The sequence below is a fragment of the Zhouia amylolytica AD3 genome, from assembly GCF_000511935.2.
GTDB lineage: Bacteria > Bacteroidota > Bacteroidia > Flavobacteriales > Flavobacteriaceae > Zhouia > Zhouia amylolytica.
The window spans coordinates 267,246-284,426 of the sequence record NZ_AYXY01000001.1 but is presented as its reverse complement, the minus strand read 5'-3'; the positions used below and the strand labels follow the sequence as shown (position 1 = coordinate 284,426).

General features: G+C 37.8%; 16 protein-coding genes. 10 read left to right on the top strand and 6 right to left on the bottom strand.

From position 1 onward, the window contains the following. Positions 1 to 166 precede the first annotated feature (166 nt). Positions 167 to 1,906, top strand: coding sequence for a M14 family metallopeptidase (locus P278_RS01430; protein WP_038261133.1), 1,740 nt, complete (start codon positions 167 to 169; stop codon positions 1,904 to 1,906). Here P278_RS01430 and P278_RS01425 read toward each other — a convergent pair. Further along, entirely contained in the window at positions 1,874 to 2,500 is a 627-nt protein-coding gene (locus tag P278_RS01425) for an NUDIX hydrolase (protein WP_038261785.1), read from the bottom strand. The two genes, P278_RS01430 and P278_RS01425, sit on opposite strands and share 33 nt — an antisense overlap. Positions 2,501 to 2,507: 7 nt before the next feature. Here P278_RS01425 and pyrE point away from each other — a divergent pair, with 7 nt between their 5' ends. Together pyrE and P278_RS01415 are read left to right on the top strand one after the other, a co-directional pair. Next, complete coding sequence (gene pyrE, locus P278_RS01420) at positions 2,508 to 3,161, top strand: orotate phosphoribosyltransferase (protein WP_038261130.1); 654 nt, start codon at positions 2,508 to 2,510, stop codon at positions 3,159 to 3,161. Continuing rightward, positions 3,158 to 3,550: a hypothetical protein gene (locus tag P278_RS01415; RefSeq protein ID WP_038261127.1), complete on the top strand. Its 393-nt coding sequence runs from the start codon at positions 3,158 to 3,160 to the stop codon at positions 3,548 to 3,550. Before pyrE ends, P278_RS01415 begins: the two co-directional genes overlap by 4 nt. On the opposite strand, the gene P278_RS01410 is transcribed toward P278_RS01415, so the two are convergent. Further along, positions 3,547 to 4,278, bottom strand: coding sequence for a biotin--[acetyl-CoA-carboxylase] ligase (locus tag P278_RS01410; RefSeq protein ID WP_038261124.1), 732 nt, complete (start codon positions 4,276 to 4,278; stop codon positions 3,547 to 3,549). The genes P278_RS01415 and P278_RS01410 overlap by 4 nt on opposite strands. Before the next feature lie 196 nt (positions 4,279 to 4,474). Between P278_RS01410 and rsfS the strand changes: the two genes are divergently transcribed. From rsfS to P278_RS01380, 6 genes are all read left to right on the top strand, one after another. Beyond that, on the top strand, positions 4,475 to 4,843 hold the full coding sequence (gene rsfS / locus P278_RS01405) for a ribosome silencing factor (protein ID WP_038261121.1): 369 nt from the start codon (positions 4,475 to 4,477) through the stop codon (positions 4,841 to 4,843). Positions 4,844 to 4,864: 21 nt separating this feature from the next. After that, entirely contained in the window at positions 4,865 to 6,877 is a 2,013-nt protein-coding gene (ftsH, locus tag P278_RS01400; protein WP_038261117.1) for an ATP-dependent zinc metalloprotease FtsH, read from the top strand. A gap of 93 nt (positions 6,878 to 6,970) precedes the next feature. Further along, positions 6,971 to 7,579, top strand: coding sequence for an LUD domain-containing protein (locus P278_RS01395; protein WP_038261114.1), 609 nt, complete (start codon positions 6,971 to 6,973; stop codon positions 7,577 to 7,579). Between the two features lies 1 nt (position 7,580). Then, on the top strand, positions 7,581 to 8,399 hold the full coding sequence (locus P278_RS01390; RefSeq protein ID WP_038261112.1) for a phosphatidate cytidylyltransferase: 819 nt from the start codon (positions 7,581 to 7,583) through the stop codon (positions 8,397 to 8,399). Then, positions 8,389 to 9,036, top strand: coding sequence for a phosphatidylserine decarboxylase family protein (locus P278_RS01385; protein WP_038261108.1), 648 nt, complete (start codon positions 8,389 to 8,391; stop codon positions 9,034 to 9,036). Before P278_RS01390 ends, P278_RS01385 begins: the two co-directional genes overlap by 11 nt. A gap of 5 nt (positions 9,037 to 9,041) precedes the next feature. Further along, the gene (locus P278_RS01380) at positions 9,042 to 9,302 is read left to right on the top strand and encodes an acyl-CoA-binding protein (protein WP_038261105.1); all 261 of its coding nucleotides are present in this window, start codon (positions 9,042 to 9,044) and stop codon (positions 9,300 to 9,302) included. 34 nt (positions 9,303 to 9,336) lie between these two features. Here P278_RS01380 and P278_RS01375 read toward each other — a convergent pair whose 3' ends face one another. After that, positions 9,337 to 11,973 carry a valine--tRNA ligase gene (locus tag P278_RS01375; RefSeq protein ID WP_038261102.1) on the bottom strand — a complete coding sequence of 879 codons (2,637 nt, stop codon included), beginning with the start codon at positions 11,971 to 11,973 and terminating at the stop codon, positions 9,337 to 9,339. Positions 11,974 to 12,105: 132 nt separating this feature from the next. Between P278_RS01375 and P278_RS01370 the strand changes: the two genes are divergently transcribed. Then, positions 12,106 to 12,495, top strand: a complete 390-nt coding sequence (locus P278_RS01370; protein WP_038261783.1) for a DUF1573 domain-containing protein — start codon at positions 12,106 to 12,108, stop codon at positions 12,493 to 12,495. A 186-nt stretch (positions 12,496 to 12,681) separates the two neighbouring features. On the opposite strand, the gene P278_RS01365 is transcribed toward P278_RS01370, so the two are convergent. The 3 genes from P278_RS01365 to P278_RS01355 form a co-directional block, all read right to left on the bottom strand. Next, positions 12,682 to 13,857: a succinylglutamate desuccinylase/aspartoacylase family protein gene (locus tag P278_RS01365; protein WP_038261098.1), complete on the bottom strand. Its 1,176-nt coding sequence runs from the start codon at positions 13,855 to 13,857 to the stop codon at positions 12,682 to 12,684. 12 nt (positions 13,858 to 13,869) lie between these two features. Continuing rightward, entirely contained in the window at positions 13,870 to 15,729 is a 1,860-nt protein-coding gene (locus P278_RS01360; RefSeq protein WP_038261095.1) for a CBS domain-containing protein, read from the bottom strand. Between the two features lie 80 nt (positions 15,730 to 15,809). Further along, a complete protein-coding gene (locus P278_RS01355) occupies positions 15,810 to 17,135 on the bottom strand; it encodes a PDZ domain-containing protein (RefSeq protein ID WP_051413342.1) in 1,326 nt (441 codons plus the stop codon). Positions 17,136 to 17,181: the final 46 nt, after the last annotated feature.

Below are 17,181 nucleotides of genomic sequence, written 5' to 3'. Positions count from 1 at the left end.
AATATCCCTATGCATCTTTTCATACAAGGCAGTCTTTAAGCATATCATACACAACCATAAAATTACCTCCATCATCCTCCCGGAAGGATCAGTAATAAACTACATTTACTATATTTACCTCCGTTAAAAACATCAGTACTAAATCACGACACGAATAACCAGCCATATGATTAAAAGATATGTTGCCCTGCTCCTACTTATTAGTAGCTGCAATCCCAAGACCAATTCATCCGATTTTGATTTCACCACCCGCTATGAAAAAAGCGAAGGAACAGAAACTGACACCTATCAGAATGTCATTAATTTCTACACCGAACTCGCTAAAAGTTCGCCCGAAGTAAACATCGAAAGTATTGGAGCAACGGATAGTGGTGAACCGCTGCACCTTGTAACCTATAACCCTCAGGGAAAATTCGGGTTCGAGGAACTGCAGAAAGAAAAAACCATCATATTAATTAATAATGGTATACATCCCGGAGAATCAGACGGTATTGATGCTACCATGATGCTCTTCAGAGACCTGGCACAAAAGGATATTAAACACCCTGATAACGTAGTACTGGCCACCATCCCCGTATATAATATCGGTGGCGCACTCAATAGAAATAAGGCTTCAAGAACCAACCAGAATGGCCCCAAAGAATATGGCTTTAGAGGAAATGCAAGAAATTTTGACCTGAACCGTGATTTTATCAAATCAGACACTAAAAATGCCCAAACCTTCGCCACCATATTCCATAAAGTGAACCCGGATATCTTCATTGACAACCACGTAAGCAATGGTGCAGACTACCAATATATCCTAACCCATTTATTCACCCAACACAATAAACTAGGCGGACCCCTTGCTAATTACCTGCATGAAAATTTCCACCCTGCTCTGGAAAATGAACTCGCTAAAAAAGAATGGGATATCACCCCCTATGTAAATGTCTTTAACCGTGTACCCGAAACAGGGTTTTCTCAATTTTTTGACTCCCCACGATACTCAACAGGGTATACTACCCTATGGAATACATTGGGTATGATGGTGGAAACGCATATGCTTAAACCCTATAAACAAAGAGTTCAAGGAACCTATGAGTTAATGGTGAGCATGATCGATATTGCAGAAAGAGATCATGAAAAGATCAAAACCCTAAGAAGGAACACATTCGAATATTACAATCAGGCCGATAGGTATCCTATTCAATGGGAAATTGACACGACCAAATCCTCCACCTTAAACTTTAAAGGATACGAAGGAAAGATGATCGAAAGTGACCTCACCGGACAAAAGAGATTAAAATACGACAGAACAAAACCATTTACCAAAGACGTTACCTACCAGGATCATTTTAAAGCAGTCAAGGAAGTTGAAATACCTAAAGCCTATATTATTCCACAAGGCTGGTGGGATATCATCAACCTTATGAAAATTAACAACATCGCAATGCAACCACTGGAGAAAGATACCACCATGGCGGTTCAGGGATATAGAATTGCCTCTTATAAAACGAGAAACAGTGCTTACGAAGGTCATTACCTCCACTACAACACCACAGTAAGTGCGCAAGACGAACAGGTGACCTTTAGAAAAGGGGATCTTCTTGTAAAAACCGATCAACCCGGTATAAGATATCTATTGGAAACCTTAGAGCCCGAAGCGGTAGACTCCTTTTTTAACTGGAACTTCTTCGACACCATTTTACAACAAAAAGAAGGGTTCTCTCCTTATGTATTCGAAGATATCGCCAAAGAATTACTGGAGAAAAATCCGGAATTAGCAGCAGCATTCCAAAAGAAAAAAGAAGAAGATGAAAAGTTTGCAGCCAACTGGTATGCCCAATTAGACTGGATTCATAAAAAATCGGATCACTACGAAAAGGCACATTTACAATACCCGGTCTACCGACTTATGGAATAACTTATTGTAGGCATTAATCACGACACGAATGTTCGGATACGAGTTTTTAAGAGACACCTCGATCTCCGAATCAGTCTGCCATTCAGCCTTTTGTATCCCCTCTGCCTTTTGCGGTTTAAGTTTACCGTCAAAATCGGATTTCATGGCATACCAATAAGTTTCTTTTAACTTAAAGGCACCGTTTCGCTTAAATATATGGTAGGTTTTACAAATAAATTTATCCAGCACCAATCCCGTTACAGCAGTCTCTTCCTCTACTTCGCGTATAGCAGCATCTTCTATACTCTCGCCTTTATCGAGCTTACCCTTGGGTATATCCCATTTTCCATTTCGGAAAATCATCAGCTTCTCGCCCTTAGGATTCACCACCAACCCACCGCCGGCAACAACAACAGGAACTCTTTTTTTAAATTTTTTTAAAAGATTTTCCTGGTCCGGATGATACAAAAAAGCACTGGAAATTTCGCCTTTATTCAACTGATTAACAACATACTCAATATCAAAGGTATCCAAAAGAAACAGCTTATCATTAGTCTCTTTTTTGACACTATTTGTTAAATAGATAGGATGATCGTTAACAAAAACTTCATACATTTGTATCATGGTTTTAGATAAAGACACTGCTAAAAAAACAGCGGAACTTCTATTGCAAATTAATGCAATAAAGTTGAATCCGAAAAATCCTTTTACATGGGCTTCTGGTTGGAAGTCCCCAATTTATTGTGACAATAGGATTGTACTATCGTTCCCACCGATCAGGAATTACATCAGGGAAAGTATTGCGAAACAAATAGAAAGAGAAATAGGAACACCCGATGTAATCGCGGGCGTTGCTACCGGAGCTATCGGTATCGGAATGCTGGTTGCTGAATACCTCGGCCTGCCATTTGTTTATGTGCGCCCTGAACCTAAAAAACACGGGAGAGGAAATCAAATCGAAGGTTTCTTAGATCGCGGACAAAACGTAGTCGTAGTTGAAGATTTAATCAGTACAGGTAAAAGTAGCCTTAATGCGGTTAAAGCACTTAAAGAACACGGTGCTAACGTAAAAGGTATGATCGCAATTTTCTCTTATGGATTCGACGTCGCAGTAGAGAATTTTGAAAAAGCTCATTTAGACTTATACACGTTGAGCAATTACGAATACTTGTTAGAACAAGCAATCGACACAAACTACGTCTCAAACAAAGATTTAGACACACTGCAAAATTGGCGCGTTGACCCTGCCAATTGGAATAACACTACAAAAGTATGAGGATAGAAAGTCCAAAAACAACTGTAAACAAGTCAAACGAAGAACTCTTTAACTTTCTTACGGACGTAAAGAACTTTGAAAAACTAATGCCCGAAAACATTAGTAAATTTGAGGTTTTAGAAGATGATAAATTTCTGTTTGCATTAAGTGGAATGCCGGAAATCGTCCTGAAACTAGAAGAGAAAAATGAATTTGACAAAGTAAGTCTTGGTGCAGCAGGCGGTAAAATTCCTTTTAGCCTGACAGCCAACATCAACGAGTTAGAATCAAATAAAAGTGAAGCTAATCTGATTTTTGAAGGTGAATTTAATGCCATGATGGCCATGATGGTTAAAGGCCCAATCACTAAATTCATTAACACATTATCAGAAAAGATGGGCGCTCTTTAATAGAGTAACTGAACTTCTTTAAGGTCAAATTCTGCTGTAATTTCATCCTCTAAAAGAAGTTTCAACTTCCCTCTATCGGTAACACCTTTTATAAATCCCATAAAAAGCCTTCCCTTTTTATCTTTAAAAGTGGAAGGCTTTTCAATTCTGAACAATTTTTCTTCATAATCCGCCTTCAACATCTTAAACTCTTGTTGTTCTATATATTTTGAATAATCCTCAAGCTGAGAAACCAGTTCCTGAAGCACTTCATCAAGATTATAATGAACTCCCGTTAATGCCTTTAAAGAAGAAGCCTGTGGCAAACCTTCAAAATCAGTCTGATTTACGTTTAGACCAACACCTATGATAGAAGCCTCCAGCGCATGTCCCTTAAAGATATTTTCAATAAGAATCCCACATATCTTCTTATCCCCTGACAAAATGTCGTTTGGCCACTTAATTTTAAGATCCGGAATTAAAAGTTTTTCAAGCGTAGTATAAATAGCCAGTGATACCGCCATACTAACATAAAATTGATCCTCATGATTTAAACAACTCACACTTTTAAACACACTAGCTGTGAGGTTCTTACCCTCCTGCGTTTTCCATACGGCACCCATCTGTCCTCGCCCCGCCGTTTGATTTTTTGTGGTAACAACCGTAAAATCATCTACTTCGTTATGAGCATATAACTGACGTAAAAAGGAATTTGTAGAGTCTATGGCATCAAGTTTGATTATTTTCATGTATTAATTCAGTATATTTACTTAAAATGTATGTTAATTAGAATAGTTATAATGCCAAAAAATAATAATTTTGTGAAATGAGTTGAGGAAATACCCTTTGGATATTTGGCGAACTCAAAATTAACTATTTTTTTATTTTCTGAATTAATCCCGGAAATAAAAAACTAAAAACAATTGATGAAAATTTATATAATTAATGACAAAAAAAAGCGGTAGTACAGATCAATTAATAACATCGATTATTAAAGGTATTGAGGAGGTAAAAGGAAATGATATAAGTATCTTAGATCTACGTGAAATAGAGAATACGGTTTGTGACTACTTTATTATCTGCAATGGTTCATCTAACACCCAAGTAAACGCTATTGTAAATTCTGTTGAAAAAACAGTCGGCAAAGAAACCGGAGACAAGCCATGGCATGTTGAAGGTAGCGAAAACGCAGAATGGGTTCTTATTGATTTTGTGAACATTGTCGTACACGTCTTCCAAAAACATATTAGAGAATTTTATGATATCGAAGGACTTTGGGGAGATGCCAAAATAACAGAGATATCTTCAAATTAATAACATCTTAGACTATATTTAATGGCTAATAACAATAATCAAAATACTAAAAAGCCTAAATTCAGCTCATACTGGTTTTACGCTATAATTTTTCTATTTTTAATAGGCTTCCAATTTTTCTCAGGAGGATCAAGCTGGCAAAATCCTAAAAAAATTAACCCTTCCCAATTGGAGAGCTTCATTAAAGACAATGATGTAAAAAAGATTTTAATCATTAAAAATGTCGGACAAGCAAAAGTTTTTCTTACCGACGAAGCCCTCAAAAAAGAAGAGCACAAAGACGCTATAAATAAGTCGATCTTTCCTTCTTCCACAGAGAACCCACAATACATTTGTGAGTATGGTGCCTTAGATAAGTTCGAAGAAGATCTTGATAAAGTAATTGCTGAAAGTAATCTGGCAAACCCGAAAGATCTCGTAAGCTTCGATACCGAAACCAATATACTTGGTGATGTCCTGGCTTATATACTCCCGTTTATAATCCTGATCGCAATTTGGATCTTCTTAATGAGAAGAATGTCAGGTGGCGGTTCAGCAGGTCCTGGCGGACAAATCTTTAATATCGGAAAATCAAAAGCTAAGCTTTTCGACGAAAAGACAGATATGAAAGTTTCCTTTAAAGACGTCGCAGGGCTGGAAGGAGCCAAAGAAGAAGTTCAGGAAATCGTAGACTTCCTTAAAAACCCGGAAAGATATACCTCTCTTGGAGGTAAGATTCCTAAAGGAGCCCTTTTAGTAGGCCCTCCGGGAACCGGTAAAACCCTATTAGCCAAAGCCGTTGCCGGCGAAGCTAAAGTACCTTTCTTCTCGTTGTCAGGTTCAGATTTCGTTGAAATGTTCGTAGGGGTAGGTGCTTCAAGAGTTAGAGACTTGTTCAAACAAGCCAAAGACAAATCGCCTGCAATTATATTTATTGACGAGATCGATGCTATCGGTCGTGCAAGAGGGAAGAGTAATTTCACCGGAAGTAATGACGAACGTGAAAACACCCTGAACCAGCTATTAACAGAAATGGATGGTTTCGGAACCAATACCAACGTTATCGTCCTCGCAGCAACCAACCGTGCAGATGTACTCGATAAAGCATTAATGCGTGCCGGTAGATTTGACAGACAGATCTATGTTGACCTGCCAGACCTTAGGGAACGTAAAGAGATTTTTAACGTACACCTTCGTCCGATTAAAACCTCTGAAACCTTAGATCTTGATTTCTTAGCCAAGCAAACCCCTGGGTTCTCAGGTGCAGATATTGCCAATGTATGTAATGAAGCTGCCCTGATCGCTGCAAGAAAAGGTAAAAAAGCAGTTGATAAACAAGACTTCCTTGATGCAGTCGACAGAATTGTAGGAGGCCTTGAAAAGAAAAATAAAATCATAACCCCGGAAGAAAAGAAAACCATCGCCTTCCACGAAGCTGGACACGCAACAGTAAGCTGGATGCTTGAACACGCTGCCCCTCTGGTAAAAGTAACTATTGTACCTAGAGGACAAAGCTTAGGAGCAGCATGGTACCTTCCGGAAGAAAGACTTATCGTTCGTACAGAACAAATGCTGGACGAAATGTGTGCCGCTTTAGGAGGTAGAGCTGCCGAAAAGGTAATCTTTGATAAGATTTCTACAGGAGCTTTAAGCGACCTTGAGAAGGTAACCAAACAAGCCAAGGCAATGGTTACCATATACGGACTCAATGAAAAAATAGGGAACCTCACATATTACGATTCACGAGGACAATCAGACTATTCGTTTACTAAACCTTATAGTGAAGAAACAGCCCAGGTTATTGACAAAGAAATCTCCAGCATCGTTGAAAAACAATACGAACGAGCTATCGAAATCCTTAGTCAGAACAAAGACAAGCTAACAGAATTAGCCGATAGACTTCTTGAGAAAGAAGTTATCTTTAAAGATGACCTGGAACGAATTTTCGGAAAACGTCCATTCGATAAAGAAGAAGAAGAAGAAAATGCAACTCCTGATACGAAAGAAGAAGATCAGAATCAGGAAACAAATCAGAGCGAGGAAACGATTAAATAATATTTATTTATTGTTTAGTTAACCTAGCAATAATGATTTTTATAACTTTACGTTACATTTAGAATTAGAAATGGAGAAACCCCAAAATTGTAAATGAACATATTTAAAAAAATTTTTGGCAAAAAGAAAGAAGATCAGCCCTCTGAAAAGTCACTAGAATCTAGAGGGAAGTTTATGCCGGAAATTAAGCTTCCTATAGATGAAAAATTTACCATCAACTTCAAAAAGAACGGTGGTAAATTTTTGTATTGTGAAAACGGTGAGGAGGTCAATGAAAATTTTCAAAACATTCTTACCGAAAACGATTGGGAAAATCACGATGCCTGTTGTTTAATTGAAGCTTTACAAAAACGTTTTTCCAATTTCAATATAAACTTCATTACCAACTGTCGCAATGCTACTTTTTTCATTACCACATGTGAAAATTTAGTTGCTGATAACGGATCAATACTTATTAATTCAAATCAAATCGGAGAAAAAAAGCTATTTGAACTCCCCGATAACTTCATTGTCTTTGCCACTACGAGTCAATTAGTGGAAACCATCGGAGAAGGTTTGAGAGGTATAAAATCTAAAAATAAAAATCAAATACCTACCAACATTACAACCATAAAACACTTTAGCTTAAAAGAGGAAAAGGATTTCCTATCGTACGGAAGTAGTTCAAAAAACCTATATTTGCTGCTATTGGAAGATCTATAGAATGAAAGAACTTGCTAAACGTGCCATCACAGGTATATTATATGTTTTCCTATTGCTGTCTGCTGCTATTTTGCATACAGATGCATTCGACTTTTTATTTTTAGCCTTTGGCCTCATATGTTTGTATGAATTCAAAAAAATAATAAAACTAAGCGGATACCACATCTTTATAGCCTTTTTGGCATTATGGTGGGTATTTATTTATATCCTTCCTGATGTTTCCGAAAAACAGCCGCTGATATACCTGTTGCTATTTCTGAGTATTACTGTAAACAGCTTTTTACTCAAAGAACTCTATGTGAAGAAAAAGAGAAGATTCACCAATATGAATAAATTTTTCATCAGTCTGTTCTATATCGGTGGAGGATGTATCTTTTTAACCATGATTCCTTACAGTAAAGATCATTTTGCTAAATCCTTGATTATTGGTATTTTTATATTGATATGGGTGAACGACTCATTCGCTTATTTGGTTGGTAAATCAATAGGTAAAAACAAGCTGTTCCCATCAGTGTCTCCAAAAAAAACCATCGAAGGTTTCGCAGGTGGAATTGTATTTGCTCTGATTACCGCTTATTTACTATTTAAATATACAAACGACGAGTTATCACTTATACAATGGCTTATCTTAGCCCTTGTAATGGTACTTGCAGGTAACTTTGGTGACCTTGTAGAGTCCAAATTTAAAAGAATGGCAGGAGTAAAAGATAGTGGAGCTATTTTACCGGGCCATGGAGGTCTTCTCGACAGATTAGACAGTTTATTATTTGCTGCTCCTTTTGCATATTTAACTTTATTAATTTTCAACCATGTTTCATAAAGAAGGTTTCAAGATCATTTTTATTACATTCTTCTTTGCTGTAGTCGTATCACTACTTGCCGAATACTATGCGAGTATAGACTGGGTTAGAATCGTTATCCAGTTAGCAGCGATTATTCTGCTCATTCTAATCCTGCAGTTTTTTAGAAACCCTAAACGTCAAACTGAGGTTAATGATGCAAATATAATTGCCCCGGTAGACGGAAAAGTTGTCGTGGTTGAAGAAGTAATGGAAAATGAATACTTCAAAGATAAACGCATTCAGGTTTCTATCTTTATGTCTCCGGTAAATGTGCATGTAACCAGATACGCACTGAGCGGAATCGTTAAGTTCAGCAAATACCATCCAGGTAAATACCTGGTCGCATGGCACCCAAAAGCCTCTGAAGAAAACGAAAGAACCACCATAGTTGTGGAAAACCCTTCATATGGCGAAGTTTTATACAGACAAATTGCAGGAGCCTTAGCAAAACGAATTGTTAACTATGCTAAAGTGGGAGATCAGGTAACTCAAGGTGAAGACGCAGGTTTTATAAAATTTGGATCAAGAGTAGATCTTTTTTTACCGCTAACTGCCGACATTAAGGTAAAAGTTGGACAAAAAGTAAAAGGAGGAATTGACGTAATAGCCTCGTAACGAATATGACTGATGAAGAATTAGATATCGCTTTTCAAGAAGCCGTTAATGTGGTGAATAGTTGTGAAGAGCCTTTTCCGGCCGACTTCCTGTTACGCCTCTATGCCTATTACAAAAAAGCTACTCACAATATCGATCCACCCAGTAGCAGAAAAGCCCTCATCAATGCATTTAAAGCGAATGCACTCTTTCAGACCAGAGGGATCAGCGTGAGAGAAGCAAAAGAAAAATACATCGATCTGGTAAACGATTATTTTAATTTATAATATAAAAAAAGCCGCTTTAAAGCGGCTTTTCTAATTATTTCAAGGAAGCTAAACTCTCTTTAATAGTTGCAATCTTTGCAACCGCATCGGCTTCTTTCTTGCGCTCCATGGCAACAACCTTCTCCGGGGCTCCACTGACAAACTTATCATTAGACAATTTACCTCGGACAGATTTAAGAAATCCTTCCGTATACTTTAACTCTGTCTCTAATTTCTCTATTTCCTCCTCCACATTAATAGCACCACTCACAGGAATGAAATATTCATTAGATTTTATTCTAAAAGACAAGGCACCTTCAACCTTATCCTCAACATAGCTTAACGCCTCAATGTTCCCCAGTTTCGCAATAACCGCATCAAACTTAGCTGACACCTTTTCATTATTAAGCACCGATAAGGCCAATTCATCCTTAAAAGGAATATTCTTCTCCTTTCTTATCGTTCTGATTCCGGAAACCACCTCTGCTGCAAAAGCAAATTCATTGATGAGATCAACATTTACAGCCTCCTGTTTCGGCCATTCAGCAATAATTAAAGCCTGATCTTCCGAACGCTCTTCAATATGTTGCCATATTTCCTCCGTCAAAAACGGCATAAACGGATGCAAAATGCGAAGGTTATCCTCTAAAAACTTAATGACACTTCTAAACGTTTGAGCATCTATTGGCTTCTGATAAGCAGGTTTCACCATTTCTAACAACCAGCTGCAGAAATCATCCCAAACCAGTTTATAAGTTGCCATTAAAGCATCTGAGATTCTATATTTACTAAAATGATCTTCTATTTCATTCAGCGTCTGGTTGAATTTAGCCTGATACCATTCTATCGCCACCTTCGAAGCCTCTGGCTGCTCAATCGCTTCAGACACCTCCCAACCTTTAACCAACCTGAAGGCATTCCAGATTTTATTGGCAAAATTCTTTCCTTGCTGACAAAGAGACTCATCAAACAACAAATCATTACCGGCAGCCGAACTTAACAACAATCCAACACGTACGCCGTCTGCTCCAAAATCCTTAATCAACTCAAGCGCATCAGGAGAGTTCCCCAAAGACTTTGACATTTTTCTTCGTTGTTTATCGCGTACAAGTCCTGTCAGGTATACATTGGTAAAAGGCTTTTTTCCTTCAAATTCATATCCCGCCATAATCATTCTGGCAACCCAGAAAAACAAGATATCCGGTCCGGTCACCAAATCGCTGGTTGGATAATAATACTTATACTCCTCATTCTCCGGATTCAACACCCCGCCAAAAACACTCATTGGCCATAACCAGGAAGAGAACCAGGTATCAAGGGCATCTTCATCTTGTCTGAGATCATCCCCTTTTAAAGCAGCATTCCCTGTTTTATCCTGGGCTAATTTAAGCGCCTCCTCAATAGTTTCTGCAACTACGAAATCCTCCTTACCATCACCATAATAATACGCCGGAATTTGTTGCCCCCACCATAACTGACGTGAAATATTCCAGTCTCTTATATTTTCCATCCAGTGACGGTAGGTGTTTTCAAACTTCTTCGGAAATAAATTGATTTCCTTTTCATCTCCAAGAACAGCTTCCAATGCAGGCTTAGCCAAAGCCTCCATCTTCAGAAACCACTGATCCGATAAACGAGGTTCAATTACCGCTTTGGTACGCTCCGATGTACCCACTTTATTCAAATGGTTTTCAGTCTTCACTAAAAACCCCTTTTCCTCTAGTTCTTTTACAATCTCTTTACGAACCACAAAACGATCCTTTCCTTCGTAGTGCAATCCGTAACTATTTAGCGTAGCATCTTCATTAAAAATATCAACCACCTCTAAATCGTGCTTGTCACCTAAATTTTTATCGTTTTCATCATGTGCAGGAGTAACTTTCAAACAACCCGTACCAAATTCAACATCTACATACTCATCCTCAATGATTGGAATTACGCGATTACAGATCGGAACGATAGCTTTCTTACCTTTTAAATGAGTGTATCGCTCATCATTCGGATTGATACAAATAGCCGTATCACCAAGAATGGTCTCTGGTCTGGTTGTAGCAATAGTCACCTTTTCATCAGATCCCTCGATCGGATATGACAAATAATATAAATGACCTTGTCTTTCCTCATAGATAACCTCCTCGTCAGACAGCGTTGTTTTTGCCTCAGGATCCCAATTAACCATTCGATAACCACGATATATCAGTCCCTTTTTATAAAGATCGACAAAAACCTTAATTACTGAAGCAGACATATCCTCATCCATAGTGAACTTAGTTCTGTCCCAATCACAAGAACATCCAAGCTTTTTAAGCTGATCTAGGATAACGCCACCGTACTCATGAGTCCAGTCCCAGGCATGTTTTAAAAACTCCTCTCTGGTAATATCTTTTTTATTAATCCCCTTCTCCTTTAACCTGGCTACCACCTTAGCCTCGGTAGCAATAGAAGCGTGATCAGTACCAGGTACCCAACAAGCATTCATTCCCTTTAATCGTGCCCTTCTTATAAGGACATCCTGAATGGTATTATTTAACATATGCCCCATATGCAAAACCCCTGTTACATTGGGTGGAGGAATCACAATAGTATAAGGCTCTCTTTCATCGGGTTCTGAATGAAAATAATTGTGTTTCATCCAGTAATCATACCACTTATTTTCGGCGCTGTTAGCGTCATATTTAGACGGAATACTCATATTTGGAATGCTTTTTGTAATACTAAGAGTGCAAAAGTAATTATAACCTCATGATTATAAAAAGGTTTTCATTTATTTTGCACATTGACAGAAAAGTATTTACTTTTACGTTTCACCATAAAACCAAATATGATGAAAAAATTAGTCATGTTTTTGTTTGTTGGGCTTATTAGCTTTGCTGTGACAGCTCAAGACAAAAAAGCTAAAATTGAATTCAAGGAAGAAACCATTGACTACGGAAAAATTGCAAAAGGTAGCAATGGTGTAAGAGTTTTTGAGTTTACAAATACCGGTGATGCCCCATTGGTAATTAGTAAAGCCTACTCGAGCTGTGGTTGTACAGTGCCTTCATGGCCTAAAGAACCTATTGCTCCTGGAAAAACAGGAAAAATAGAAGTGAAGTACGACACGAATCGTCCCGGTCCAATCAGAAAGACCATTACCGTAATAACAAATGCTGATAAGAAATCAGTAGCCCTTAAAATAAAAGGAACGGTAACCACGGGAGACAGTTCAAAATAACAAAAAAAAGCCGCTTCAATTGAAGCGGTTTTTTTTATGTATAAAACCTAGATTTCGGCACGTATTTCTAAAAAATATATGCTTCTCACCATATATATAAAAGACCTGTACCATACGCAGTAGTTTTATAAAAACAACCTGCCTCCTATTTCCTTAAACTACAAAGTCCGACAAAACAAACTCCTGCTATTTGGCTTGGAACCATTTTAAGTCATTATACCTGTGAGTTCTGGTAGTCCGCTCTCGATTGTACATAATTAAATACGCCCCCTCCTCTTCATAATGCCTGTAACCTAACAAATGAAAAATGGGTCTTGCTAAGAATCTGGCCACCCTCAAATTGACCTTTAAAGCATCTTTCTTTAAAGAATTCCAGGTAACCCCAGGTAAATAAACCAAAACACTATCCAATCGGTTCCCCCGCAAATAAGTAGATAATCGAAGAAAAAAACTTGAAATTCTCCTGATTAAAAAATACCCGTCATTTCCCTGTGGTTGATACAACGGCATAAATAGCATAGCATTATTCTTCGCTATAACAGGCTCCCCGTTACTCTTAGCCAAAAGCTCGCCTTTATTCACCTCTTGAAAACTTTTAAATCCGGGCTCCATAACAAACATCTCATTCTCTTTAATCGTATAGCGCTCAATCACCTCATAAAAATGAGCTTTACCATCCGAAGCTTTCTTTAACCGATTAAAATGATCATTAAAATCTTCCAGATCATTAAGCTCCACGAGTCCTGAAAAACATAACGTCAATAACATAAATGCCTTTGCATTTAATACCGCTTCAGCATCATGATGCTCTCCTGATTCAAATCCAATCGATAAAAAACCCAGTTGATTGATAAAACTTAATAACGGCCCATTTAGATACTCTTCTATCCCAAGCACCGTGGGCACAGGAAATAATTTTGAAAATCGCCTGTTTATTATAGCGTCATCAATGGTTATAAATGGCAAGGTTTTACTTGAGGTTGTATGAAAGTCCACAAAAAAGAGCGGACCCGTCTTCGTATTAATTATATTTTTTATTTCTTCATAAAGAGCTCGCTGCTCTTCATATTCAGCCGCTCCCCTAAGAACCCCCTTGCACATTTCATCAATCCCCGAACGACTCCATAATCTATTTAAGTCTTTATCGATATAACGAACCCCTTCTTGAAATGCCTTGATATTGCCTCTAAAAACATAAAGCGACCCTTTCATTGACATCCTTTCCAAACGCTCCCTTAATTCTTGTATTGCCAGCACTCCTGCAGGTTCATTTCCATGAATTCCACAAAAGAAGATTACGGAAGGCTCAGTATTTTCCCCTTCTATTTTTAATAATACCCGATCTAAAGTAGAATTGATCATCTCATGTAAATCTCAATTATTGAAATCTTTAATATCATTTCTGGTTATTATCCCTACCAACGTATCATCCTCCACCACCGGAAGGCAACCAATTTCTCTATCCCCCATCAACTGCTTGGCCTCATGCATTAAATCTGACGGCCCGATAGTTATAATAGCGGTTTTCATATGCTTTTCAATAGGAACCTCAACTTCCTCGTGTTTTATTGCATCGATATCCGTCCAGGTTATCAAACCTTTTAATTCCCCTGTGTCATCAATAACCGGCATATGATGAATATTCCGCCATAGCATCAATTTACCAACCAGTTTAGCATTATCTTTAACATGAACCGTTACAACATTTCGATTCATATACTGATAGACCCTTTTATCTTCTTCCAAATACAAAGTCCGGTCACTAACCACCTCTTTCCAATCACAAACAGGAATATCTCTTACTTGATTTTCATACAGCGATCTAACTAAATCCCTGGTGGCATCAACTCTTTTATAATCTACGAGCAACCTTCTATAAGTATTTCTGATCCATCGGGCTCCTGTATGGGTTTGCGTCCTTCGATCAATAACGTTCAAATAGAAATCTATATCCTTCTTATCAACCTTCATCATTTCCAGACCTTTGCCGGCCATAGGAATTAAAACCTGACTTATTAATTCGTCAGTCGGAATAAAGCGCCCTTCCCAATACATCTGACTCCCCATACCATATCGCGCAGCACAAATAAAATTATTTTTCACATCCTTAAAATCCATCAATTCATCTATTGCCTCATACCTTTTTGGTTGGCCTACCATCAACCCTACCCAAAACAACATATTGGCAATTTCATCAGTAACACTAGGTCCGGAAGGAATATACCTGTTTTCAATTCTTAAATGTGGCTTACCGTTAGTCACCCCGTAACAAGCCCTGTTCCATCTATATATCGTACCATTATGCAAACCAAGAGCTTTAAGCTTCGGAATTTTACCACGCTCGAGCTCCTGTAGACTATTTGATTTAAAATCGGTAGAGAGAATACTTCGGTAGCGTACTACATCCTGCTTGAACAAGTCGACAGCATTCCCCTTTACCCAACCCTCACCAAAACTTACACGAGCCTCTCTTTCATTCAATTTGAATGAGGTAGCACGTGTATCAACACTTTGAGCAAACAATGCTATCCTGGTCTCATCCCATAACTCCTTCCCTAACAATAAAGGCGAGTTCACGCAAATGGCCATCACTGGCCCGGCAATAGCCTGAGCCCAATTATATCGGTTGACAAAATCGGAGGCCTCTACCTGAAGATGTGATTGAAAACTTGTATTACACCCCTCAAAGAGCGTCGTCTTATGCATTATATCAACCTCATCCACCCCTTTGATATGCATCTTAAAATCATCCCTCCTAAGTGCTCTGAAAGACTCATTAATGGCCATATACCGCAATTCCGGTGTCATATAATCTTGAGTGAGAAATCTTGTGTCTATTGTAGGCAGAATACCCGTAAGAATAATTTTTAAGTCCATTTTATCAGCAACCCTCGAAATTTTCTCCAGAAAATAATGCAGGCGCTTTTTCATTACTGAAAAGCAATCTCCGGTTAGCTCAAGAGGATCCAGGTTAACCTCGAGGTTATACAAGGCCAGTTCAGTGGTATAATGCTCATCATTAAGTGCTCTTAAAAGTTCAATGGCTTTAGCCGATGGATACCACTGCTTGTTAATTAAACACAATTCTTGCTCGGCTCCAATTCTCATAACTCCCTTTTCAAAAAGATCTTCCTGATACATTTTTTCTAAGGCGGCTATATCGTTTAGGAGCTGATGCGTGTAGATCATTCGATCATCCGCACTAAGCAGCTTTTTTACCACGTGTTCACCCATCCCTTTCTTAAATACAGAAAGTTATAAAGCAACACGTCAATATAAAATGATAATTATCAGTGATTTACCCTTTATAAACCTTATAAAACATCTACCAACTCAAAAGAAAACTTTAATTCAATCCCATTCCTGTCGATAACCAATCTTATCTTTTTACCTACCTTTTCATTTAACATACCTGATATCTCCTGAAGCGACTTGTCATAAACAGAATCTCCGTTAACCGATATAATAACATCCCCTACTTTTAATCCAACCTCGTCAGCCAGACTTTTTTCTCTTATTTCAGCAATTTCAATAGAAGGATGCAATTCAAATCGTGTACTGTCATCCAATAGTATTTTTATAGCACCCGTTGGATCCTCCTCCTTCACCACACCCTCATATTTTCGAGCTTTAACCTGAACCGGTCGTAAGCCATTGTGCATTAATTCTATTCCACTTAAATTAAAGCGAAAATCATCATTGAAATGTTTATTTTTCTTAATGGTCACTTTCCTATTTGGATAATCAAAAACAACATTAAACCTCTTGAGTATTTCCCCACCTACACTGCCATTTCTGGTTCCAGGATTGGTTAAATGCTGAATCGATTCTTCACTTGGAAATGCCACATTAGTAGACGCTAATTGGTAATCTCCAATTTCAAAGTAATCGGTTTTAGCCTTGTTTCCGTATACACTCCCACTTAAACCTCGTCCCAAAAAATCTTCAAAATTCTTTACAGGAACTTTGATTCCCATTTCTTTGTTTGGAAAAAGCCATAAGGCATCACTACTGCCACTATCGATCAAAAGACGTACTGGAATTTCTTTACCCTCCAATCCAACTTTAGCATTCAAATAAGGTTTTTTCCTTAACAAACTGATGTCAATGGTATTACATCGGTTACAATTTCTATAATTATAATCTTCTGGCTTAAATAACTTAATCTTTTCCGAAGCATAATTTATTTCCACCACAAAATCCCTGAAAAAATCATACCCTATTATCCCATGAACAGGCACTCCTAATCGAGGTGAAAAGTTAATAGCTGCATCGATAACAACATAAAAATCTTGATTGGGATTATACGTTTCAGCGGTTGCAAATACATTTTTAGAAGACTTAAATGCCTTAATAGGATCTCCTTCACCCAAACCTTTTAAGGTGATTTCTTCTACATTTCTTATTTGCAAGGAATCACTTTGATAAATATTGAACAAAATAGGGCTACTTACCCCCGTATCTAATATAAAAGACAACTCTACGTTATTAACCTTAAGGGGAAAAATTATTAAATTATTGATTAACTCAAACTTAATGGTCTCCTCAGAGGCCCCATTTTTAAATCGAAAACCAGTTTGGGCACAAACCCCTTGTATTACCAATAAACTGATCAAACAAAAAGAAGCTAATTTCCTCAATGAATTCAGGTTTTACCTATTAATCAGACAATAAGTTAAAAAATTA